This is a genomic window from Gimesia sp., from assembly GCF_048260065.1.
Classification (GTDB): Bacteria; Planctomycetota; Planctomycetia; order Planctomycetales; family Planctomycetaceae; genus Gimesia.
Genome location: NZ_JBLXHC010000008.1, coordinates 1 through 24,557 on the forward strand (window position 1 = coordinate 1; position 24,557 = coordinate 24,557).

A 24,557-nucleotide genomic window follows, 5' to 3' on the forward strand; every position below is an offset into this window, starting at 1 on the left:
TTGACGAGAGTCGGCTGCAGAACCGTATTCGAGTTTGACGAATCACGCCAGGCAGCGTTCATATTGATTTTGTTATACAGCGGAGCCTGGTCCATAAAGGGCAGCAGCATGACACTCCAGGGAAGAAAGCTCTCCACACCAGCAGGGTCGTAATTTGTGTTTCTCACGTACTCGACGTGCATCTGAGGGAAAGATTTATGGGTCTCGTGATAGTTGTGTAAAGCAAGACCGAGTTGCTTCATATTGTTTTTACAGGTACTTCGGCGTGCTGCTTCACGCGCCTGTTGTACTGCGGGTAAGAGTAATGCAATCAGAATCGCGATGATGGCGATGACCACAAGAAGTTCGATCAGGGTAAAGCCCCGTTTTGAAGCGAGCCGTTTCATCTAAGCCTCCAGTCTTACAAAGAGAAAATAAGAGAAATATAAAACACTCCTCACTCTCATCTGGCCCTGAAGCGAAATGAAAACACACTCTGCGCAAGACTTCACCCTCGCTGCAGACATAAGATCTGCGCGCAGACATTTTCATTCAGCAGAAATAAAGAATTAGTTTGAGTTCAGATCAGAGTTTTGAAATTTTAAAAGGATCACGACAAAATCAACTACCGGAATCGGTAGAGTTGGTCTCTCAGTTTTTTGGCGAAAGCCACTTAGACTAATTTGAAAAGGTACACCCCATTAAAAAAGATTAAATCAATATGTCAACATCTTTCCAGCTGCATTTTGTTGAATTTTAAGCTGAAAAAGAAACATTTTCGCATATCTTCAGCGACTCTCTATGGTTATGTGAAACGCGTTAATTTTGATTTTTTCCAGGAAACTGCGGAACCTGTTGGGAATTGCTGTGTTGTCGTGAACTGTGGTTTCACGTTGAAGTAAAAAAGGAGGTGAATCAATTCACTATTCCCCCAATTACTTAAAGAAACAAAAAAAAGCAGGCCTCTTTTTTACTGAGACCTGCTTCCTTTTTATATCTGTAAACATTATCTGCCATTGTTCCAGCAGCCGTTCTTTCAACCGGGGCTAATGCTCTGCGGCTGATTGAGATGATACTACTGTGAACGAGTGGCGGATGTTTGCTAATCTGGAATCGATGTCACCAGTTCTTCGGCGACCGCTTCCAGTACGTCCGGAGTAATCAGGGGTAATTCATCCGCGTAACCGACCAGGAGCCCCAGGTCACACAGTCGGTTGATCTTGCGTGGATTTCCCTGGGTCAGCTCAAACAGCGTTTGAAATGCTTCCGGTGTAAAGACCGGTTCGCTGCGGCCTGCGACCTGCAGTCGATGTTCGACGTAGCTCTGTGTCTCTTCTTCGGAAAACGGTTTCAACAGGCAACGCACGGCAATGCGATTATCCAGTTGAGATGAACGTTGCAGGTGACTGAGCAGTAACTGATCGCCTACCAGCAGCAGTGTGAAATCGATATCGGAAGTCTGCTGGAAGTTGAGCAGTTGATGCAGCGTTTCGAAGATCCGCTGATCGACAATCAGATGCGCTTCGTCAATCACGATGACCGGCTTATATCCCTGTTCGCATAATAACTGCAGCTGTCGATGCAGGGCCCGGACGATCCGGTCTTTGCCCGGCACGATCGGTTCAATGCCGGCCTCTTCCGCTCCCAGTTCGACTGCCAGATACGAAATCAGTTCGATCGGCGACAACTGAGGAAAGACCAGATGCACGAACGGCTGATAGATCTCATCCAGTCGGCTTTTCAGGACATGACAAAGATAAGACTTGCCGATGCCCGATCCCCCCACCAGCAGTCCAGCCCCTTTGCTGTTTTCAATCAGATATTCGAGCTTTAACAAGCCGGCCTGATGCGGGTTGCTGTCGTAAAAAAAAGAGGCATCCATCTTTTCTTCAAAGGGACCACAATTCAGATTCCAGTAGCTCTGATACATAAACTCTGTTTCCCGCATATATTTCAGTGTCGAATGATTGCACTGACACTCGATTGATTGATACTCGAACAATAATTCAATTTGTTAACCGGAAATTACTCCAGCGATTCGATTTCGCCTGTCAGCCAGGCAGCTTCATTATCTGGTAAAACGGACTGACTTCCTGCTGATCTTCTGGGTGTCACATAGATCGGATGATCGCCGCCCACCTGCTGAATGTGACCACTGGTGTTTCCTGAAGTCTGTCCCACCGCATGATAAACGGCGGTCTGATCGGTTCCAGCTGAAGCGTCCTGTTCAACGGAGACCGTTTGAATCTGCGCTTTCTGCTGAACCGGGACCTGCTCGCCAGGTTCCGGGAAGGGGGCATCCTGCAGAGGCAGTTCCGCGTCCAGACCAAATTCCATCGAGAGCTCATCACTGGCCCCCAGAACGGGAGAGAGCGATTCAGGCTGTTCTGCTTCCGGTTCTTCCAGTGACCCGAAAAATGATAACAGGAACATCATCGAACAGACGCTCGCCAGAAGACCGGTCAACACCTTGGTCGTCTGGTTCCAGCGAAACGGAAACCGTGATGCTGTCGCAGGGTTTCTTTTCGAGATGAATTGCAGAACACGTTTAAAATTGAGGGACTTAAGCCAACTCATCACTCGTTCCTTCGAGAGCTGAATAACCTGATAATTGCAGATAAAAACTCATTCCGTGAGTCTCTGAGAGTCGGTTTTAAATCACCAGTTCCACATATATCTGCTCTATAAAGAGACGCAGTCAGCGCTCTTCTTGTATCGGTTGCGGAGTGTAGGACTCTTGACCATTTAACGGACTTGGTAAAACGGGAAGACCTGCTAAAACAGGGCCTCTTTGCGCACGCCAATTCCCAGGCGGCTCTGCACCAGACTACCCCGCTCGAATGCCTTTACGCTGCGACAGGCAACCTGCTTCCGGGCTAATTCAGCCCGAGGACATCCGCCATTGTGTACAGACCGGGTCTCTGGGCGGCCAGGAATTTCGCGGCTGCCAGGGCACCGTAAACATAGCTGTCACGGGTATGCCCGCGGACAGTCAGGTCAATCGTTTCGCCCATCATGCCGAACACGATGGTGTGCTCGCCCACATTATCGCCGGTGCGCAGGGCATGGTAGCCAATCTCGCAGACAGGTCGTGGCCCGGGACGTCCTGCCCGACCATGCACGTGTTCCGTCTGCCCCATTTCATCGGCGACGATTTCACCGAAATGCAAGGCGGTACCACTGGGGGCATCTTCTTTGAACCGGTGGTGCCGTTCAATGATTTCCACATCGACGCCGCCGGGAGAGTTTTTCAGCGAATGCGAGGCTTCGCGAACCAGTTTCATCATCAGGTTTACCGCCAGACTCATGTTGGGGGCCAGAATCATCGGCGTGGTCTGCGATGCGGTCAGGACTTCATTCCGCTGTTCGGGCGTCAGGCCTGTTGTCGCAGCGACGAGGCCAATCTGTCGTTCGGCACAGACTCCGGCAATTTTGATCAGTCCCGCAGGCAGGGAGAAGTCGATGATCACATCCACGCGATCTGTCAGTTCCGACTGGATCTCAAGCCCGATCGGTCCGATGCCGGCCACTTCGCCGACATCTTTCCCCAGAGCCGGTGAATTTGCAGATTCCAGAGCAGCTCCCAGTTTTAAATCGGGATCCTGATAGACCAGAACTGCCACCCGCTGCCCCATGCGACCAGCGGCTCCATTGACGCCTACGAGTAATTGATCACCCATCTCTGACTCCCGTTCTCTTTTATATAATGAATCTGTTCGCGTTTTTGATCATCGCTGCTGTAGGAGATCGTAATATACGACATCCCATTTTTCCATTAGCGTCTGCTACATTCCCCCGCCATTTTTCAGTTTATTTACTCCGCTTCTCAATTTCAGCCAGCGCCTGCTGCAGCTCCCGCCTGACGGTTGAGTCCTGTTCGACAGACAATTGTGCATTCAGGTTCACCAGCGTTTCCGTAGCGCCCAACTGTCCCAGTGCCCAGGCGGCTGCTCCGCGGATCAATGGTTCAGCATCGTTGAGGACGTTGTTCAACGCGGGCACGGCACTCGCATCCCCCCGGTTCCCCAGCACAATGGCAGCATTCCGCAATAAACCGGCTCTGCCCGCGCGAGACATCGGCGTGCTTTGAAACCGTTCCCGGAACTGAGTCTCATCCAGCGTCAGTAATTCACAGGCATCCAGGGGCGAATACGTTTCCACAGGTTGAAACGCTACCTCGCGACTCAACGGCGTTTTGCGATTCCACGGGCAGACATCCTGACAGACGTCACAGCCAAACGCCCAGTACTCTAAACCAGGGCGTAACGCGTGTGGGATCGGTTGATCGCGCAATTCGATCGTCAGATAAGAAATGCATTTCCGCGCATCGAGTGTGCCCCCTTCGACAAAAGCATCCGTGGGGCAGGCATCCAGACAGCGCGTGCAGGTGCCACAATGGGAAGACTGATGCGGCTCGTCATAATCAAGTTCATCACTCAGCAGCAGCCCGGCCAGAAAGAACCAGCTCCCCTCCGACTTGTTGAGCAGCAGCGTATTTTTTCCGATCCAGCCCAGGCCCGCCAGTTGCGCGAAATCCCGTTCCAGCAGGGGCGCCGTATCCACGACTCCCCGCGTTTCACAATCCGGGTACGCTTCACGTATCAGGCGCGAGAGCTGCTTCAGTTTTTTTCGGATCACTTTGTGATAGTCAGTGGTCCCCCAGGCATACCGCGACACGCGGGCCTCGGTTCCCGTCACCGGCGGGGGATCTTCCGTCCGGTAATTCAGCGTCAGCATCAGCACGCTGCGTACCGAACTCATCACATGTTCGGGATGCTGGTACGCGTCTTTGCGGCGTTCGAGATAGCTCATCTCCCCGGCGTAACCCTGATTGAGCCATTCCAGAAAATGATGATATCCCGCGGGCGTGATCGCCGGCGCCAGGCCAGCCAGATCGAAGCCACAATCGAAGGCCATCTGTTTGATCAAAGCCGATTTTCGACTCTGTTCATCGGCTGCGGACTCTGTTGCTGCTCCCATAGTGTTCTCAAATGCCGACTGATTTTAAAGCGACGGATGGGCCTGCATCTGTTCCCACTGAGCGCGTCCCACGCTCAGCACATCAGCGTCGTCCCGTTTTTCCAGCGGGGTATAGCGGGGATGTCGCGATTCTTTATAGGGGTCGTTGTGCCGCGTATTGTAGCAGCAGATGAAACCCCACCGCGGATGATCGCTTTTATTCTGATCGGAACGATGCAGCAGATTCGAATGAAAAAAGATAGCAGAGCCCGGCTCCAGGGTGCAGTAGACGAGTTCCAGCCGTTCGCGTGCTGCTGCGACCCGCTCGGGATCGGCACCGGTCTGATCGCCGACTTTTCCGTGATCGATGCGGCCCAGGAGGTGGCTCCCTTTGAGAACCTGCAGGCAGCCGTTTTCCACCGTGGCACGATCGACGGCAATCATACAGCTGCCCATATCGGGTGAGAGGCAACCATTGTTGTACCAGTAGCCGTAATCCTGATGCCAGGCCCAGGCACCGCCGACCTTCGCTTCCTTCTGAATCATCTTGTGATGATAGTGATAGACTTCGTCGCCCAGCAGCGCTTCCATGCGGTCCACAACACGATGGCAGGAAGCAATCGCACCATAGATATCTTCGCCGACCTCATTTTCAACATTCAGTTTGACAGCGCCCCCTTCTCCATCGGCGCGGCTGAAAGTCGACTGCTGCATTGCCAGGTCGGCACGACCAATCTGTCCCAACAGCGTCACTTCTTCCTGACTGAACAGCGAATCCACAATCAGATAACCGTCCTGCTGAAACGCAGCGAGCTGCTCCGCAGTAAACAAGGCCGTGCTCATCTCACTTCCCCCTATTTTCAATCAGGACTTGCATTCATGTATCAAGGAAGCTGATTTCAAATCGAAGGATTGAGGAGAGCTGCAGCTGACAAGCATCAACAGTGCTTCTCAGCTCACATAAAAGATAATCTCACAGAATTGATTCGACTGACGGGTGTCACTGTTGGCTTGCCCAACAGTGCCGACCCCATTGAAAGTCTCCAAACAATTCACACTGTCGGACAAGCCGACAGTGCCACCCTCGATTTTTATCAGGTCACAGTTTCTCTCCGAAGGAAACATTACCTCCACTTTAACCTGTTTACTTACGGATTTCGAGCATTCTCCCATCCTCAATACAAAAACACAGCCCGCCAGAAGACGGACTGTGCCTTGTTATTTCTCGTAGCGGGAATCGAATCAGGCTTCGTCCAGCAGATTGACGGCGGCAAACTCCTGACCTTCCAGCATTGCCAGGCTGGCACCACCGCCGGTACTGACATGCGAGACCTGGTCTGCAAAACCCAGCTGCTGAATCGCGGCGGCACTGTCTCCTCCGCCGATGATACTGGTGGAATCGCTGTCTGCAATTGCCTGGGCAACCGCTTTGGTTCCTTCATCGAAGGGAGACATCTCGAACACACCCATCGGTCCGTTCCAGACCACTGTTTTTGCTGACTTGACAGTGTCTGCATAGATTTTGGCGGTCTCAGGTCCGATATCCAGGCCTTCGAATCCGTCGGGAATTTCGCCCGCTTTGACAACCACTTTGTTGCAGTTGCTGTTGAAGTCATCGCCGCAGTGCGTGTCGACGGGCAGCATCAGTTTGTCGCCCCCTTTGGCCATTAATTCCTTCGCGAGATCGACTTTATCTTTCTCAACGAGACTGTCCCCGACCTTTCCACCCTGGGCCAGCGAAAATGTATAAGCCATCGCACCACCGATGAGCACCTTGTCGCAGATTCCCAGCAGGTTATCGATGACTTTGATCTTGTCGGAGACCTTTGCTCCCCCCAGAATCGCCACGAAAGGACGTTCGGGGCTGGCGATCACATCGGTCAGATATTGAATTTCCTTGGCAACCAGGAAGCCGACCACCTTGGGTTTTCCGGCCATCGCTTCGGGAACTGCGACCATCGAAGCGTCTGTGCGGTGGCAGGTTCCGAAGGCATCGTTACAGTAGATATCTGCGAAAGCCGCCAGCTCGCCTGCAAAGGCAGCGTCCCCTTTTTTCTCGCCGGCATTGAACCGCAGGTTTTCCAGAATCAGCACCTGGCCATCCTCAAGGGCAGCGACTTTGGCTTTGGCATCGTCACCAACAGTATCGGCAGCGAAGGCCACATCCTGACCCAGTAGTTCGCTCAGACAGGCAGCCGTCGGTTTCAGACTGTATTTGGAATCACTGGCTTCTCCCGTAGGACGTCCCAGGTGGCTCATCAGAATCAAGCGGCCGCCACGATCAACGACAGATTTAATGGAAGGCAAAGCCATACGCACCCGACGGTCATCGGTAATCTTAAGCTCATCATTCAATGGAACATTGAAATCCACCCGCATTAAAACGGTCTTACCTGCAACGTCTACGTTTTCGATTGTCTTCTTAGCCATGGAAACTTGAACCAGTCTCTGATTAGATAGTGTTTGGAATTGTTGTTTACGAAACAGGAATGCCTCAAACCGTCTTGAAGCATTCCCCGAATTTATTTGTGTCTCAACAGTGAATCTGGAGCGATGGCGACTATTCGTCCATCACGTCCTTTTCTTTGGCATCGGCCATGCTGTTGACTTTGCCTTCGAACTTTTTGGTCAGGTCCTGAACCTGATCTTTGGTATCATCACGTTCATCTTCACCCATCACTTTGTCTTTTTCTGACTGATCGGCGTGTTTGTTGGCGTCGCGGCGGATATTTCGGATCGAAATGCGTGCTTCTTCAGCCAGTTCTTTGACCCGTGATACCATCTGCCGACGTCGTTCTGTCGACAATGGGGGAATATTCAACCGCACGACACGACCATCGGTGTTGGGAGCCAGTCCCATATCGCTGGCGGTAATCGCTTTGGCAATTTCCCCGACCATTCCGGCGTCGAAGGGGCGAATCAGGATCTGCTGTGGTTCGGGTACACTGACGTTAGCCATCTGTTTCAGCGGGGTCGGAGAGCCGTAGTAGTCAACACGGATGGAATCGACCAGACCCGGAGTCGCGCGACCGGTTCGAATGCCCTGCAATTGTCCCTGGAACACGTGAACCGCCTTGTCCATTCTCTCTTCCGCGTCGAGTAAAATTTCTGCCTGGTCCATGCTGCAAGTCCTTCGATTAGATAGCTTTACCTGAGTAGATTCGTCAATTCATCGTGATACCCCCTGCGGCGCAGAATTCAGACGACTGGTCTGTTCGACACCGGGAAACAGGAGTGGCCCTGATTTTAGTTGACGGGCTGATAAAATCAAACCGTCAGGAACGAGAAAAACCAGCTGAATCAGGTCCAGCTGGTTTTTCTCGGCAATTTACTTTAATTTACTTTGTGAAGATCCCCATCGATAACATAAGTGCTTATCAAATCAGGATATGGGGGATTCTTCCCGGTTCATAATTCCACTCAGATACAGCAGATTTTTCTCCTGTGGAAGGTTTGTACGAAACTGCAGGCTCTTATTACCTGCCTGCAGCACATCACGACGGCTGATCTGACCGAGTAACGTTCGGTCTTCGCTGACCACCGGTAAACGGCGTGTCGGCGTGCTGAGAAAGATCTGGGCAATGGTCAACAGATCGGTATCTTCCGATATGCAGCGGGCCTCTGTATCCATGAATGGAAAGATCTGTGACGAAGGCAGTTGCTCATAGCTGGCTTTAATCAGCACATCCATGCAGCATTTTTCAGAAAAGACGCCCAGCATTCGATGATCGGCGTCTATAACAGGTGCTCCTGATATTCGATGATTCAGCAGCATCCCGATCGCATCCAGAACATCCATATCCGGAGTTAATGTAATTAACTTCGTGATCATGATGTCCTTAGCGAGAATTGGTTTATCCATCACTCCTCCCCTCTTCTAAATTGGCGTTTAGAAACACAAGTTAAATGAGCCACACTTCGATAGAAATGATTCAAAACTGCTGAGGATGTGCATACTCACTTCAGATATGAATTAACGCGACTGCGTCAGAGACATTGTGTTTGGGAAACCTGATTATTCTACCAGCCTGCAACCGGATTCTCAAAAACATTTCGGCTGATCACCTACTGGTTCACTAAGAATAAACGGCGATATCTTCTTCTGAATTAACAACTTAAAGAATTCTGCAAAAAACCTTTCCGGGGAAGGACGATCAAATTTGTCACTCATCTTCGAAGAGAAGGAAGACCAGACTTATCAGAAACGACATGAGACGCCTATAATCAGGAAGTATGTATAAATTGAGTTAGTTTATAATTCTGAATCCGCATTACATCTGACACAGACTGTCTAACAAAGAGAAATTAATCGAATGTCGCGAAGCGTAGAAATTGACGGAGTAGGACTGCATCTGGGGCGTGCTGATCAGACTACAAGTGACTGGATTGGTCAACATGAAGCGCTGAAGCAACTCCTTGCCTGCTGGCTGGTGATCGACGAAAAAGACATGCCTCTGACGCCGCGACTGGTGGGGACTCCGGGTATTGGTAAAACGTCGCTCGCGATCGCAGGTGCGCGCACACGCGACCAGGAGCTTTACATCTTTCAATGCACGGCTGATACCCGACCGGAAGACCTGCTGGTGACTCCCGTGCTGGCAGAGAGCGGCAAGATTGCCTACCATGCCTCCCCCCTGGTGACTGCCATGATTCGTGGCGGCATTTGTGTGCTGGATGAAGGCAACCGGATGAACGAGAAGTCCTGGGCCAGCCTGGCTCCGCTCCTGGATCATCGTCGGTATATTGAATCGATTGTGGCCGGCGTGACGATTCCTGCGCACCCGGAATTCCGCTGTGCCGTCACCATGAATGAAGACGAATCCACGTTCGAGATTCCCGACTATATCTTAAGTCGACTGCAGCCCAGCATCACTCTCGAACATCCCAATCGGGAAGATGAAAAAATGATCCTGCATTATCATCTCCCGTTTGCAGACGAACATATGCTGGATCTGACGGTGGACTTTCTGCAGCAGTCTCACAGCCTGAAACTCGATTTCTCGACACGTGACGGCATTAACGTACTCAGGCTGGCATTGAAACGAGCCGCCCAGGATAAAGATCATCCCCTCAGTAAAGATGTCGTCTGGCTCGAAGCCCTCAAAGCCTGTCTGGGTGAAGATGCCCTGGATCTCGAATCGCTTTCTGAAAAACGCACGCAGAATCTGGGCGGAAACATGATGCCGATGGGGCTGGGCGATTTCTTCTTTGCCCCGGATAACCCGTTGCATCCGGATCGTGATGAAGATGATGACGACGACTTCGATGATCTGGACTACGAAGACGACGATGACCAGGATCAGTATTAACCGGTAACTACCGGGGCATACTCAATTCTACTGCGGTTTTCTGGCGGCGAGCGGCGGTTCTTCAAAACTCAGACGGATCTGAAACGGTTCAATCAGAATATCGTTGCGCTCGATATCGGGTACCACCCAGATCCGCAGACGATTGCTGGTTGTGGTCTCCTTGAGGACCACATCTCCATTGCGCAGGTCAACCACCTGCAAATCCACCTGCGTGCCATCGGTAGTGGTAATTCCTCTGATCTTGCGAATGCCAAAGGTGATCACCGGTAAATCTAAAAACTGGGAAAAATCGATTCCCTGCGCATCCAGAGGAAGTGACCACATTAATTCCCCCGTCTGTCGGTCGACGGAATAGACCATTCCATTAAACAGATAGGAAGTCAGACTCAGCGATCGAAATACAACCCTGTTCCTATTGCCATCAACTCTGTCAGGGGGAACATAAGGCAGGCTCACAAAGACCAGATATTGATGCGAATTTCGCAGGACCAGCAGGTTGATAATTTTCTCAGCCGGCTGCCCTTTGACTTCAAATTTCTGTTCGCCTGTCATTAAATCCAGAAACGCAATCGTTCCATCCGCCTGCATCACGACCAGCTCATCATTCTGCCCCAGCGTATAAGTGGAATTCTCACTCAACCTCAGACTCCAGATCCCCTCATTCTTTGTCAGATCCTTTAACTGCAGGAGCCGGGTATTGTCTGGTTCGACCGTTAAGGTCAGCAGATATCGCTCAAAGGCAAAGATCGGCGACTCACCCACATTCAACCTGAATGTGGTAATCTCTTTTCCATTCTGACCACTTAAAATATTATAACGCAGCTCTGACTGTTCCTGGCCTGCAATCACAATCACACGCTCGGCATCGCCGTAATGTCTGCTGCTGATACCAGTTCCCTGCCTTTTCCATAAGACTTTCCCGGTCAGCAGATCCGCGGCGATCAGATCAGAACCGATCTGATAACAGATAAACTCTTCATTGATGGTTCCGATCCGTCCTAACAGTTCACGGTCCATGTTACGCGTAATATACTCACGCAACACAGGTGCCACACCGGTGCGTTCAATCGTGATATAATCTCGCACACTGGGAGGATCAGGCATCAGACGCTGTTTCCAGAGCAGCAGCGGATGCCCCTCCGGATCACAATTCAATGTATCCAGTACAAAAAATTCCGAACCAAAATTGACAACGAGATACTGCTGAAAGACACGCGCTGAAAAATAAGGCTGCTGGGGAACTTCAATTTCCGCTTTCAACAGCGAGAACGACCATTGCAGTTGCCCCTGTCCATCGTAGGCGAAAAGCCACTCTTTCGCAGGACCGACTTCGAATCGATAGTTATTAAACAAGGCATTGGACAGGCCGGTAATCTCCACTGTCAGTGACGTGTTCTGCCCTTTCTCCTGCTCCCCTCGATAGACCTGAACCGACTCTCCCTGCCAGGGAGTTGCTTTCTGTGCCCGCGAGGCAGCCAGACGCTTTTCCCACTGCTCTGCCAGTTGTGAGGCGGTTTTCCCGTCCATGCAAACCACGTCCGGCCAGCGCGTGCGCAGCGTTTCAATATATTCTTCCGCCTGAACAATGCGGTTCGCGGCCAGATATATTTCGGTCAGTTTTGCCGTCGCGTAAGCGGCCACAACGGACTGCTTCGAAGATCGCAGATGCTCCAGCTGTCGCATCAGTCTGCTCTGCAGAAATGCCTGTTCGTCGGGCGAAGCAGAATCGATCTCCCGCTCCAGTCTGGTCACCAGCATCATCCGGGCCTGCTGTGTTTCAGGCAGATTCCCGCAACATTGCAGAAACCGTTCCAGCGTTTCACGATCCGCACGAGCCAGTTTTTCGGAATAATATCGCGCAAAGAATGCGGCGATCTTTTTTCGATCTTCCTCAGAGGACCGCAGGACAAGCAGTTCCAGTTGAGCCCGGATCCAGCGATCGGTTCGGAGAAAGCCTCCCCCCGTGACGGGCTCCGCTACGAGCAGGTCCTGCTGTTCAGACAGTCTGAGATAATTTTCCAGCGCTGCCTGCAGATTTCCACGCTGCTGATAATTTACTGCCAGAATCTGAAAGAATCGTCGGCGCTGTCCCTCGTCTACCAGCAGGCTCTCCATTTTGGAAATCAGCTTCTCATTCTGTGAGAAATCATGATCCAGGCTTTCCAGGAACATATCTGCATACAGACGCCGGGCACGCAGAGTCGGTTGAATCTGAATCGAACGGTCGATGAACTGCATTGCCTGTGAGACATCTCCGGCAAACAGTTTCAATTCGCCCTTCAGTAACTGTGCAATCGCCTGGTCTTTCGGCTGCTGCGACTGACTCGCCAGTCGAATCTGTTCTTCAATCGCTGTGACGGACTGGAACCCGACCACTTCCGATTCATTCTGCGCGACCAGCATGCCGTCCGCTGCTGCCAGATTACCGATGAGCGTTTCCGTTTCCACGCGGGTCCTGGCCAGGATCAGTCCATCATCCAGACGAATGCTTAAGATTTCTCCCGACTCAACCGGCTGGTAATAAGTATTTTTGACCACAATACCCCGACCACTGGGAGCCCCAATAGTTTGTGGTTTTGGCCAGGCGAGAGAGCCGTCACTCAACTTCAATGCCTCAATGCGGTCATTTCCCACAAGCAGAATTTTTCCATCATGGATCGCAGCGATAAACAGATTATCGCGTCTGGGACGCGACCAGAGCAGACGACCGTCGAACAGATTCAGGCATTGCAGAGTCTGTGACTTTCTTGATTCTATGAGGACGCGGTCTCCGACAATGACGGGAGTGAACTCAGCCCAGCCTTCCATATTTTCACTGGCATCGCGGGCAAATGCAGCAAACATCGAAATCTCTTTCCCGCCGGTATCGACCTGCCGCCAGAGCAGTTTGCGTTGAATGAGATCAATGCCGATCGTGCAACCGGCTCCCGTGGGACAGACCAGAACTCCATGTGCAGAAGAGGGACTCAGCCCGATCCGACGGCGAACATGATCGAGGGGACGGCGATCGGTGGTGTAATCGCGGGCGATCGGATAGTCGCTCCGGTACAGTGATTGCGTCCAGAGGGTCTTCCCGGTTTCTGCATCCAGGACCAGGAGACGAAATTCACGCCCTTCCTCTGCCAGGCAATATAACTTCCCATCCAGGGGTAAAGGGGGCCCCAGAAAATAATGTCCCGAATAGTTAATGGGATTCTGCAGTCGCGGCCCTCCCAGTTCCCAGACGAACTTACCGGTATCTGCCTCAAATGCCATCAGCCGATTAAACGAATTGGGCACCAGCACATTCTCACGGTCGAGCCTGCTGAAGTGATAAAAGCCGGCAATGAATCCCAGATTTTCCACACAGAACACAAGCTTACCGTCCGTACTTAAATGTCCCGCCGTATAATCCTGCCAGGCGCGCTGGGTCAGATATTTTTCCAGCGGCGTTTGTGGTGAGCCGGTAAATTCTTCATCCATGTTCTGGGGATCTTTGAGCAATTCCTGATACAGCTCATCCGAAAGTGTTGTCTCCCAGCTCAGTTTGCCTGTCTTCAACGAAACTGATTTGAGGTTACGATGGGTCCGGAAAATCACCTGATCTCGTATGACCAGAGGACTGGCTGCTGGTAGAACCCCTGTCAGGTGAAATCGGCGATGCTCGCCCAGTTTTCGCAGCATCTCTTCTACTGGTGGCGGGTCCTTGAGCAGTTGCAGAAAGGGATCCTGAATCGTCGAGAATTGCCAGAGCGGTTTCGCAGAGGGGACCGCAAATTCTGCAGAGGCAGTACGGGCAGGACTGCCTCGGTACATGGTCCAGTTTTCCTGTTCTCGTGCGGCACGCAGATCGAGCCTGCCTGTCAGATGCGACAGCCACTCCACCGGATTTTCTTCTGCAGTAAACAGTGAGACTTTCATACCATTCGGAAACTGGTAAACGCCCCCGTCCGTCAAACGCGCAAGCTGCATTAATGCCTGTCGACATTTCCCCAGATTCCCAAGCTGGTACCAGGCCACAGCCAGTTTAAAGGTCAGATGCGGCTCTTTGGAAAGCCCCTGTTCATGCTGAGTCAGAAGCATCTCCCAGATCTGGGTTGCTGCCAGGAAATCACCACGCTCGAAGTAGTATCCTCCCAAGGCATACGCTGCTTCTGCACCTGCTTTGGTAAAGAAATAGCGACGCACAATTTCGCGGAGCAGATTGATATCATCCAGCGCTTCTGACTGCTGCAGCATCTGATCGGCGGCAGGGCCATACTGCAGAGAATAATAACGTCGGCCTGCATCAGGCAGCGTTGCAATCAACCGGAGCGTCGCCTCTTTCAGACTCTCATACCCGTTGTTCGGCGCATCCGTTTTCAGATAATCTTCAGGAGCATCCAGGATCGACTGCAGCTCCGGAACGACGACCGAATATTTCTGCTCATTGAGCAGTTGTCTGGCATCATCGAAACTTTTGGAATAAAGTCGACTGGTCGGAAAGAGCCCATGGGGATCTCCTTCTAAAATCCCGTCTCCCAGCCCGTCATTTCGCAAAGGCTGCGCAGGACAGGACGCATTGAACAGGCATGATTGCACCAGGACCACCGTCAACACAGCAATGTAGAGATGGCATTTTCTGGAAAGTCGGAATGGTAAATATTGAGAAACCATAGGCAAATGACGAGATTCAACTTTCCATAAATCTGATTTAAATAAACACAGGTCCCAGGCGTGCATCGAAACCAGCGGTCCCGCCTGGGTTAACTTCAGCAGCGCTACTGAATGATCAATTTTGTATCGGCAATCACTTCACTGAGCTCTTCCGGTTTCAACTGTCCTGTCTGCCAGGCCCGGTTCGCTTTGACAACACCTTCCCACATCATCACATTCAGACTGGCGTCCTGCTTAATATTGTATCCCGCCGGCCCCGCTGTCCCTTCATAAATAGTCAACGGAACATGCTTGATCTGGTTTTCACTGGCAACCTTCTCCAGCTCCTGTTTTACTTCAGCGGGTGTATCAGTCAGCATCACCACAAAAGCTGCCAGTTTCTCATCCTGGTGAGCGGCGACTTCCGAATCGATTTTCTGAATCAACTTTGTCGTCGGTTCATCCAATTCTCTGACAAAGATCCCCACGACAGGCCGCTCGCCATACAGGCAGCGATAACACAATGTTTTTCCCTTATTCGGGCCGGTCACATCAGCCACTTCAAATGGCATTGGGATCTCACCAATCTCCATTCCCGACTGATAGGCCACCCGTTCTGTCTGACTCGGATTCGAATCACTCTCAGTTTTTTCGACAACGGAACCATCAGTCGCAGCAGTTTCTGCCCCGCTACCAGCATCACTGGCCGCTGACGGAGGTGTTTGCCCGGATGTTCCACAGCCTGTCACAAACATTCCTGCTCCGAGGGAAGCAAAAAACATGACAGCCCATAGATTTCTGGTGAAACGGACAGCAGGCACGACTACATTCCTCTCTCGAAAACGATAATAAACACCTCACCCGCAGCATCAATTGTACGTCGTCGACGCATTATCTGTCGAGTACGAAAACTGATTTTTGCGGGTGAGTCTGTCGTCTGCAGTTGAAATCTCCCACGAAGATTTCAGGCAAATCCGAGATTACGATTTCAGCTGGTTGACCACATCCAGAATCGCTTTACTGTCATCAGCTGCTTTGACTTTGGTGTTTTTCATCACGACTTTGCCGTTTTTGTCAATCACAAAAGTCCAGCGTGCTGCGGTCACGCCCCGGGTCAAGGTTTCTTCCTTACCATCGATAGTACGTTTGATGGAACCACCGGCTTTCAGAGGGACACCAAACTTCTTGGCAACGCCGCCATCTTCATCAGCCAGCAGAGTGAAATTCAAATCGTGCTCTTTTTTGAAGAGTTGATGATTGCGTACTGAATCACCACTCACGCCGATCACTTCCACATTTTCGCCCTGCAGCTTTTTCATATCATCACGAAATCCACAGGCCTGCTTGGTGCAGCCGCCCGTTAAATCAGCAGGATAGAAATAGACGACCAGAATCTTTTTGCCAACATAGTCAGTCGATTTCCAGCCATTGCCCTGGTCATCCTTGGCGGTAAAAGCAGGTGCACTGTCGCCTACTTCCAGTTTTCCTGGAGGTGCATTGACCTGACCGGATGCATTCGCAGTCAGACCGCACAGGCAGGCAATACTCAACATCGAACCGAGGAATTCACGATACGAAAACTTCATGTCATTCACCTTGTCTAAAAAGAATAAAATCGTGTTTTGTAAACAGTACTCTTGATTATGGTTTTCTACTTAACGCAGATATTTTTTCATTTGATTCATTGACCGGGACATGCCCCTCAATACCAAAGGACGTCAACCGCCGCGGTTGTGCGACCAGCAACTGATTACCGGCAATCACTAAATTGCCGCCAGTCGCGCCATACTGTTTCCGCAGAGATATTTTCTGTTTCAGGTAACCCTGCTCTGTATCAACAACGAGAATTTCCTCCCGTAAAGGCCAGTAAACAGATTTGCCGGCCAGGATCCCTCTGCCGTAACCATAGCCTTCTGGGTCGTGGTAACCGGTTTTCCAGGTGATTCTGCCTGTTTCTCGATCCAGTCCAAACAGTCTGTTGCCACTGACAACCAGGGTGGACTGGGTCACTCCCAGCAGATTTCGGATCTGTTCCGGCCAGGGACGCTGCCAGAGCAGTAAGCCGGATTCCGCATCAAAGGCCATCAGCTGGGAGGAATCCTGGGGAGCTGCAAACAGAATCCCCCGATCATACAAGCAGGGAACCAGTCCCATTTTCATATGATTACTCAACTCATCCCGATCTGTCTTATCCTGGGAAGCATAGGTCACCAGCCAGTTCAACTTTCCATCGGCTGTATCCAGCGAAGCGATGGCCCCCATATCAGTCGAAAGATACAGGTGATCTTCTCCCAGGGTCAGCAGCAGGTGACTGATATAGTTGACCCCTTCCTCGATACTTCTTAATGCCAGACAGATTTTCTGATTCCAGATCATCTCGCCGGTATCTGCTGAAAAGCAGGCCACATTCGTCTGCACTTCGGGAAACCCGCGGTGTAACACCACGTACAGCCTGTTGCCTGAAACAACAGGTGCCCCTTCAAAAGACCAGACAAAATTCTGCTCTCGCAGCTGGGAGGATGAGATTTTCCATAACAGTTTGCCCTGCCCCTGATCGAGATCGAGACAGACCAGATCAGAAAACAGTCCCAGCCGCTCGTCTTTGGCAACAGACGTGACCGGCGACCCCATCCGGGCATAAAGGCGACCGCCTGCAATCGTAGAGGTATAGCGGGGGACGCCTACCACGGGGCGAAACGGGAGCCTGCTCACAAGATGACTGGCTGAAGGATAGAGGATCGGACTGGACTTCTGGTCCTGGGACCAGGCTGGCAAACCCGTCTTCCAGTTTAAGCCATAGATTCGTTCAGAGTCATTGAAGAAAACGTGCTCCCCATGCACGACCGGAAACAGTCCCGGAGGAACGCGTAAGCCAAATGCAGGTTTCGCTGTATATTCCTGGCTCCAGACCATCGGAACGGGAAAGCTCCAGGCAATCGCACCCACATCAAGCTGTTCCGCTGCTCTGAAATTCCGTGTCTGATGTCCGGCAAATGTTTTGAACTCTCCCTGCTGATCGGAAAACGAAACCCGGCTGTGATCGGCCAGAATCTCAGCCAGCAGCTCCGACAGATTCCCTTCTTTTCCCGCCAGCTTACCGGTTGCCTCCGGAAACTTTGTGCGGAACTGGTTGAATTCAAAATCAGCCTGACGAAAATTCCCCTGGAAAAAACTGACGAGAATCAGTCGCGCCAGAATTTCAGGAACCGGCAAGTCCGTATCGGGATAATGAAACAAACCGGCATCATAAACGGGCGAATCAGAAGCAGTGCGCGGAATCAGCTTACGCCAGAGAGACCGTGCTTCTGCCAGTTGCCCCTGTTCCCACGCGCGTTCGCCCAGCAGGTTCAGCGCATCGTCACCGTAACTGCTCATCAGAGCCTGTTCGGTAATATTGATCAGAGGCTGCTGACTCGAATCGGCGATCGCCTCCTCATACCAGCGTTTGGCGCGGGGATCGACTTTCTCCCGATAAATGGCAATCGCTTCCGGAGGAAACCCTGCCAGCAGATTCTGGCAATATTCGGAAACACGCAAATAGCGGCCGGGGGTTTCAGGGTAGAGCGAGTCGCCATACTCATCCGAAATCTGAATGAGAATCTTGACCGCATCTTCCCATTGCTGTTCGGTGAGATAATCTCGCACGGAACCCATCTTCTTGAGTACCGTGTTATTCACATCCAGCGAGACCGACTCTCGAAAGCGGGATGCGTTGACCTGCGGTTCCGGTTGCGCCAGAGCGATCTCAGCAGAGAAACTGAATGCTCCCCATACTAATAGAGGAAGGCAACCGCGAGGTATTTGCATGGTCCTGAATTCCTCACCATTCAATAACGGTCTGCAGGCACTAAAAAGGACACGCCCGAGCAGGCGTGTCCGTATTTAAAACCTCTGAAATTCAGAGAGTTCTTATTTGTCTTTAAACTGAGATGGATTGAATTTGACTTCACCCAGATCAATGGTTTCACCCGGCTTGATGTTTACAACAAACTTACGATCCAGGTAACCTGCTTTTTCCTGCCAGATTCGGAATTCATTCTTTCCTGCAGGCAGATTCTCAATCGTGAACCTTCCGTCTTTGTCAGAAACGACGGCATAAGGATGATCAACAACAAACCAGTAAGCCGTCATCCAGGGATGGATGTCGCATTTCACCTGCATGGGTAGAATTTCCGGAATGACGTTTGCGACTTCTTTGCCTTCACGATCATTGGGAGCCAGGATGAAATTCACAGCCTGATTTTTGAGCGGGAAGGTATGAGTGTTGTGAGCGACAGGATCACCTGACTTGACGATCACTTTCTGATCGGTTCGCACGACCAGCGCGTGTGGTTCAAAAGTACAACCCTGCTGATCGAAGACGATGGTTTTGTTTTTTGATTCTTTCAAATCAGGATGAACGTCTTTTGCCCGTCTCATATACATGAAGACGTTGGCAAGCCCATTGTTCTCCGGATTGACGACCAGATCGTTATTGAAATGTTCCATGGCTGCACAGACGGTCGGATCTTTGACAGCAGGGTCACCTTTCTGACGCTGTACGACTGGCTTGGGAGCCTCGCCATCATAAACAAACCGGCCTGTTACCGATCCCCATTCTGCTGCAGAAGCAGATACGGGTGAGAGGAAACAGATACCAGAAATCAGGAGAGCCGCGCTAAATATCTGGCTGAGATTTAACTTTCGCATAATTAAAATACCTCGTCTATTTGAATATGATTGATCAGACCATCGTGGGGAAGGAGCACGGATACCCTGGCTGAGACTGTTACTTCAAACCGGGAGAGCCGCACCATGGGAAGGTAGTAAGTCAAGCGAGATCCGTATTCTCTACAAAACACCCGCTTTGTGTGAATGTTATCTATACTCAGGATGACACAACAAACCACCAAAATCAAGTATCTATGAAACAGGATTACAGCAATTTTTCAGATCAAAAGGGGCTGAAATACCGAAATTCTCAGGAAATACTGCAGGAAAACCGGCTCTGAAAACCGTTCCTGGCACAGCCTGCACGCCTGCGCAAGACATTTAATCTACAAGACCCTGCAGCATTCTTTCCAGTAATTCCCGTCCATCCCGAAACTGAACACCAATTTCGAGCCCCCAGACCGGAATCCCACAAAACATCGGTTCACTTAGTTTGACCAGGTCTTTACACGTCGTCAGAATCAGATCGACTTCGGCCTCTTTTGCCCGGCTCCCGATTTCCTGCACATCGTCACGGGAATAATGGTGATGATCTGCGAATACCAGCAGCCCGGCGACATCAAATCCCGCCTGCTCGAGTGTCAGTCGAAAACCAGCGGGATTTCCTATCGCACAAAACGCCCAGACCCGCTTTCCTTGAACAGATTCCAGAGGCACCGTCTCGTCGGTCACATTGATGAGAGCATGGGGCTGAAACACGGCCGTCGCCATTCGATCGGCGGGGACCAGCTTGACCAACTCCTGTTTCAGCTGATCGAGTTCTGTCGCAGAACATTGATCAACGCGTGTCACAATAACGAAGTCAGCGCGCCGGAGAGATGCTGCTGGTTCGCGCATTAATCCTCGAGGCAGAAGATAGCCATGCCCCCAGGGACAGACAGCGTCGATTAAAACCAGATCAATGGTGCGCCCCAGTTTTCGATGCTGGAACCCGTCGTCCAGAATCAGAACCTGTGCTCCTGCTTCGATCGCCTTATCAGCGGAACTGCAACGGTCCGGATTCTGAAAGTGAGGCACGCCGGGACACAGCCGATCGAGCAACAGTTTTTCATCATTCACTTCACCGGGTAAGGCCCGATAACCACGACTCAGTAGAGCCACCTGCTTGTGCTGATTCTGAAACCATTGCGTGAGCCAGGCGACGAATGGAGTCTTCCCGGTACCGCCTGTCGTAAGATTTCCCAGACTGACCACGGGCACATCAACGGTTCTGACACTGCGAAGCCGCCAGTCAAACATCCGATTACGAAAACCGACGCCAACGCGATACAGCAGACTCAGAAAACGCAGGCAGGGTTGATAAAGCAGACGGGCACGCCAGTCCTGTCTCTGACCCGAGATGATTCTCAGATATTCCAATTCGTTCACGAATCAGCCTGTCTGCTAACACAACTGAATGAAATGAGTCGGCGTTGACCATACAAAGAACACGCCCTGTTCAGAACATGATAGCTGAGTCGTTTCCGTCTGGCTAATCAGCAGCCTGACTTAGTGACACAATCTACTGATAGTCCATCATTCCTGTATAGACAGATGGCCAATGTCAGGTGAGCACGCCACCGAGCGTGCGGACCATTTTGGCCAACGTGCCATTCCAAGTCTGATAAGACACTATCTTGCTCTCAACAGGGCGTGATTGAGTTCGATCAATCCTGCCGCTTCCAGAGTTGGCAGTTGATTATTTCAGGTAGAAACTCTTTCTCAACGAGGACCAGTCTGGCCTGAAACATACTTCTTATAGCTGATTTCTACGATTCGTCCCATGATCAGTCTGACGCGCTGCGTCTGCGGAACATCGCCGGTTTCCGGGAAAATGGCATAGACCTGATAGACATGCGGGATGCCGGGAATCAGAGGACGCTTGGTAACAAACTCCCAGATGTCTTCATTCGCAGGATCACGGTAACCGATCATCTCATCTCGTTGACGATTCAAAGCCACAACTCGAATATCGGTGGCACCGGGTGCATAGACATCCAGACCGGCATCACGTGGATGTCCTTCCGGACCGTCGGCGGGCATCATCCTGGTGGGTCGCATATAAGCAGTCCCCATTGTTCCCGGATAGTGCAGGATCCGATGTTGCACCGGTACCGGCTGCATGGGCATCGGCTGTAAGCCTACCTGCGGCGGCATTTCACCGGCTGGCATCCCATCAAAATCAGCAAGACCACTTCCAGACTGGCACGACTGGCAACCGCCGCGCGAACTGTTTCCCATACCATAGACTGCTCCCTGATAGTAGTGATCGACTATTGATCCACAGCCACAGGAACCGCCCCCGCAACCGGAATTACATTTGTGTTTATGGCCCAGCTTCCAGGGACTGCAGCACTTTCCGGAATGAAACAGTGACAGCCCGCCTCCTTTACAGTGACCATGTCCGCATTTATGTCCAGCTTCCAGCTGGCCTGGTATCGCCAGGCAGATCAGACCCAGAACCATGATTCCGGTCAGACCTGCCCTGGCAGTGAATTTGTTTATCATATTAACCCGTTGCTCCCTGTAATAATGAGATCGAACTCATGTTCTCTACATCACTGTGTATCCAGCGAGTTTCTCATCAACAATAACTCAAAATCTATTGCACTCTGTTTTTTTTTTGTGTGAAACGAACCAGCCGATCTCCACATTGAAAACCCTGCCAGTCTGATAATGAAAGCATTCCTCGCTTCCTTATCATGGAACCGGGCACACATTGTTGTCCGGTTGTCAGCATGATGTATTTGTCAGAATGTTTTCCTGGGAAAGCCACTCTTAGCCAAAGCGTATCACGCGCCTTTTAAGCGGTCGGAGAGAAAACAGAGAATCTCGGAAAATGCGAAAGGGAGCTGAACGGCTCGACGAGTCCTTCCGAACCGGAAAGAAATCCCGTTCAGCCTGTCTGGACAAGCATGATAAAGTTGTCCGATCAGGGGTGGTAAAACATTCCATTTGAATGAATTTTCACCTGTTGTAATGAATAATCCAGGTACAGATAGTATTCCCACAAACCCAGTTACAGAAACTGTTTGCGACATCCTGAACAGCGCAGTCAGACCGAAGTTACCAGGTTGGATTACACCGTTTCCTCCGCTGGGGGATAGCGAACGTCTCCAGAATGAGACAACATTGACTTTTCAACTAATGAGAACTAAATTGCCACCACCAAAGTGTCGATGCCGACTGATGTATTTGTCACACAAGCCAGTATAACTGAAGTCTCTGAATATCAAATTTGATCTCGGACACATGAACTCAGTATAATGCTGGCGATTTGATCCAGGCTCGATAAGCGATTGCATTTTCTGCGCTTCTGAATTTGTAAAAGTTTGTGACAGCCCGATTTTACAATTAGTGTGAAACGTCTCTGTGAATGGATTCTGCACTAGACGATGTAAAGTGGCGTGCTGAAAGTCGGTAAGCGTTCCTACCAAATTAACCAATCTCAGTGCCTCGACTTAATTAATACATCGAAGTTAATACTTTTTTTGCAGAAGTGAGATTCAATAATGTTAAGTAAGAGCAGTTTCCGATTTGGTTTTTTGAGTGCCTGTCTGTTTATGTTGAGCACTTCAAGTTCATTCGGTCAGGAATGGGCTGAGAAAATGTTCGAAAAAGACAAGATCGACTTCGGGGTGATTGCCCGGGGGTCAGACGCTCAATACCGTCTGAAAATTAAAAATATTTATCCTGATCCCGTACACATTTCCAATGTACGCACCACCTGTGGCTGTTCCGCTGCTGAACCTTCCAAGAGCATTCTGGAAAGCGGCGAAGAAGGTTACATTCAGGTCAAAATGGATACCGCACGTTTTCAACGACGTAAAGATTCCAACGTCATCGTCACCATCGATGCTCCTCAGTATGCAGAAATTCGGATTCCGATCACCGCATACATCAGAACCGACGTTGTCTTCACACCAGGTGCCGCTAACTTTGGTTCTGTCGAAGTCGGTAAGGGTGCAGAAACCACTGTCGCACTCGCTTACGCCGGACGTGATGACTGGGCCATTACCGGGATTCAATCTAAAGATCCTTCTCTGACAGTGAAAGCAGTCGAAACAGCTCGCGGCGGTGGACGGGTTAACTACAACCTGGTTCTGACATTGTCTCCCAAAACACCATTGGGCCCCATTCGCGAACAGATCATGCTTAAAACTAATGATGTCAATTTCACCACTGTACCTCTGCTGGTAGAAGCTAGAGTAGAATCTGATATCACCATCACTCCCGAAATAGTTTCACTGGGCATGATGGTTCCTGGTCAGGAAAAAACGGTGAACGTCGTACTGCGTGGTAAAAAGCCATTCGAGATCAATAAAATTGAATGCGAATCCAACGACGAAGCATTCAAAATCCGGATGCCTAAAACCACTCAACCCATTCACGTTTTACCACTGACAATTGTTCCACCGAACAAACCCGGTGACTACTCAGAAGAATTCACCGTAACTATCGCCGGCCGGGGTGAACCAATCACCTTCAAGGCATTCGGTAAGATTTCTGAAACCAAAACCAACTAAGATTAAAAACTGATTTTTCATTGCGAGAAAAGGGCGTTCTTCGGGACGTCCTTTTTTTATTAGGCACTCTCATCCGCGGAGGCCTGCAATCGATCCAGAACAATTTCCAGCATCAATGGATGCAGGCCCAGATGCGCACAGAGATGAAACCGGGTTTCGGGATACGCCTCTGCGAATTCACTGCGAAACTCTTCCAGATCATTCTGAACATGCACACCGGCTGACAGAAAGTAAGGCAACATGAATACGTCATCCGCACCAGCCTGAACACAACGGGCTGCACCTGCGGGAATGGTGGGTTCTGCCAGTTCCAGGTAAGCATATTCTACTACCGGAAATTCTGAGCGTGCGCGTAACATTTCCGCCAGTTTCACAAGATCCTGGTTTGCTTCGTCACGACGACTGCCGTGGGCGATCAACAGAACTGCCTTCGTTCTTGCATCAGACATGGATTCAACCATAATAGAAAGAAATAAGCTTA

Annotated in this window: 19 protein-coding genes; 2 read left to right on the plus strand and 17 right to left on the minus strand. The window is 50.8% G+C overall.

The genetic code is table 11. The features are described 5' to 3' along the window. From ACN0YN_RS16010 to ACN0YN_RS16050, 9 genes are all read right to left on the minus strand, one after another. On the minus strand, nucleotides 1-386 hold a 386-nt coding region (locus ACN0YN_RS16010), incomplete at its 3' end, for a DUF1559 domain-containing protein (RefSeq protein ID WP_417386030.1). 695 nt (nucleotides 387-1,081) lie between these two features. Next, nucleotides 1,082-1,909: an ExeA family protein gene (locus ACN0YN_RS16015; RefSeq protein ID WP_417386031.1), complete on the minus strand. Its 828-nt coding sequence runs from the start codon at nucleotides 1,907-1,909 to the stop codon at nucleotides 1,082-1,084. A gap of 95 nt (nucleotides 1,910-2,004) precedes the next feature. Beyond that, nucleotides 2,005-2,556, minus strand: a complete 552-nt coding sequence (locus ACN0YN_RS16020; RefSeq protein ID WP_417386032.1) for a hypothetical protein — start codon at nucleotides 2,554-2,556, stop codon at nucleotides 2,005-2,007. A 299-nt stretch (nucleotides 2,557-2,855) separates the two neighbouring features. Beyond that, nucleotides 2,856-3,659: a 4-hydroxy-tetrahydrodipicolinate reductase gene (gene dapB, locus ACN0YN_RS16025; protein ID WP_417386033.1), complete on the minus strand. Its 804-nt coding sequence runs from the start codon at nucleotides 3,657-3,659 to the stop codon at nucleotides 2,856-2,858. A 130-nt stretch (nucleotides 3,660-3,789) separates the two neighbouring features. After that, nucleotides 3,790-4,959 (minus strand): tRNA epoxyqueuosine(34) reductase QueG, encoded by a 1,170-nt coding sequence (queG, locus tag ACN0YN_RS16030; protein ID WP_417386034.1) that lies wholly within the window; start codon nucleotides 4,957-4,959, stop codon nucleotides 3,790-3,792. Between the two features lie 24 nt (nucleotides 4,960-4,983). Further along, the gene (locus ACN0YN_RS16035; protein ID WP_417386035.1) at nucleotides 4,984-5,781 is read right to left on the minus strand and encodes a phytanoyl-CoA dioxygenase family protein; all 798 of its coding nucleotides are present in this window, start codon (nucleotides 5,779-5,781) and stop codon (nucleotides 4,984-4,986) included. Nucleotides 5,782-6,180: 399 nt separating this feature from the next. Beyond that, entirely contained in the window at nucleotides 6,181-7,368 is a 1,188-nt protein-coding gene (locus tag ACN0YN_RS16040) for a phosphoglycerate kinase (RefSeq protein WP_417386036.1), read from the minus strand. A gap of 130 nt (nucleotides 7,369-7,498) precedes the next feature. After that, nucleotides 7,499-8,059 (minus strand): ribosome recycling factor, encoded by a 561-nt coding sequence (gene frr / locus ACN0YN_RS16045; RefSeq protein WP_417386037.1) that lies wholly within the window; start codon nucleotides 8,057-8,059, stop codon nucleotides 7,499-7,501. A 261-nt stretch (nucleotides 8,060-8,320) separates the two neighbouring features. Beyond that, nucleotides 8,321-8,800, minus strand: coding sequence for a CBS domain-containing protein (locus ACN0YN_RS16050; protein ID WP_417386038.1), 480 nt, complete (start codon nucleotides 8,798-8,800; stop codon nucleotides 8,321-8,323). A gap of 451 nt (nucleotides 8,801-9,251) precedes the next feature. On the opposite strand from ACN0YN_RS16050, the gene ACN0YN_RS16055 reads away from it, so the two are divergent. Continuing rightward, nucleotides 9,252-10,247: an AAA family ATPase gene (locus tag ACN0YN_RS16055; RefSeq protein WP_417386039.1), complete on the plus strand. Its 996-nt coding sequence runs from the start codon at nucleotides 9,252-9,254 to the stop codon at nucleotides 10,245-10,247. A gap of 27 nt (nucleotides 10,248-10,274) precedes the next feature. Here ACN0YN_RS16055 and ACN0YN_RS16060 read toward each other — a convergent pair whose 3' ends face one another. The 7 genes from ACN0YN_RS16060 to ACN0YN_RS16090 all read right to left on the minus strand — a co-directional run bounded on the left by ACN0YN_RS16060 (nucleotide 10,275) and on the right by ACN0YN_RS16090 (nucleotide 22,058). Beyond that, a complete protein-coding gene (locus ACN0YN_RS16060; protein WP_417386040.1) occupies nucleotides 10,275-14,807 on the minus strand; it encodes a PQQ-binding-like beta-propeller repeat protein in 4,533 nt (1,510 codons plus the stop codon). A gap of 179 nt (nucleotides 14,808-14,986) precedes the next feature. Further along, nucleotides 14,987-15,682 carry a hypothetical protein gene (locus tag ACN0YN_RS16065; RefSeq protein ID WP_417386041.1) on the minus strand — a complete coding sequence of 232 codons (696 nt, stop codon included), beginning with the start codon at nucleotides 15,680-15,682 and terminating at the stop codon, nucleotides 14,987-14,989. Between the two features lie 159 nt (nucleotides 15,683-15,841). Continuing rightward, nucleotides 15,842-16,447, minus strand: coding sequence for a peroxiredoxin (locus tag ACN0YN_RS16070; protein WP_417386042.1), 606 nt, complete (start codon nucleotides 16,445-16,447; stop codon nucleotides 15,842-15,844). A gap of 55 nt (nucleotides 16,448-16,502) precedes the next feature. After that, nucleotides 16,503-18,668 carry a PQQ-binding-like beta-propeller repeat protein gene (locus tag ACN0YN_RS16075; protein ID WP_417386043.1) on the minus strand — a complete coding sequence of 722 codons (2,166 nt, stop codon included), beginning with the start codon at nucleotides 18,666-18,668 and terminating at the stop codon, nucleotides 16,503-16,505. 102 nt (nucleotides 18,669-18,770) lie between these two features. After that, nucleotides 18,771-19,550, minus strand: coding sequence for a hypothetical protein (locus tag ACN0YN_RS16080; protein ID WP_417386044.1), 780 nt, complete (start codon nucleotides 19,548-19,550; stop codon nucleotides 18,771-18,773). 342 nt (nucleotides 19,551-19,892) lie between these two features. Next, entirely contained in the window at nucleotides 19,893-20,939 is a 1,047-nt protein-coding gene (gene lpxK, locus ACN0YN_RS16085) for a tetraacyldisaccharide 4'-kinase (RefSeq protein WP_417386045.1), read from the minus strand. A gap of 333 nt (nucleotides 20,940-21,272) precedes the next feature. Beyond that, entirely contained in the window at nucleotides 21,273-22,058 is a 786-nt protein-coding gene (locus ACN0YN_RS16090; protein WP_417386046.1) for a hypothetical protein, read from the minus strand. Between the two features lie 1,004 nt (nucleotides 22,059-23,062). On the opposite strand from ACN0YN_RS16090, the gene ACN0YN_RS16095 reads away from it, so the two are divergent. Then, entirely contained in the window at nucleotides 23,063-24,076 is a 1,014-nt protein-coding gene (locus ACN0YN_RS16095) for a DUF1573 domain-containing protein (RefSeq protein ID WP_417386047.1), read from the plus strand. Nucleotides 24,077-24,135: 59 nt separating this feature from the next. Here ACN0YN_RS16095 and ACN0YN_RS16100 read toward each other — a convergent pair whose 3' ends face one another. Then, nucleotides 24,136-24,537, minus strand: coding sequence for a sirohydrochlorin chelatase (locus ACN0YN_RS16100; protein WP_417386048.1), 402 nt, complete (start codon nucleotides 24,535-24,537; stop codon nucleotides 24,136-24,138). Nucleotides 24,538-24,557: the final 20 nt, after the last annotated feature.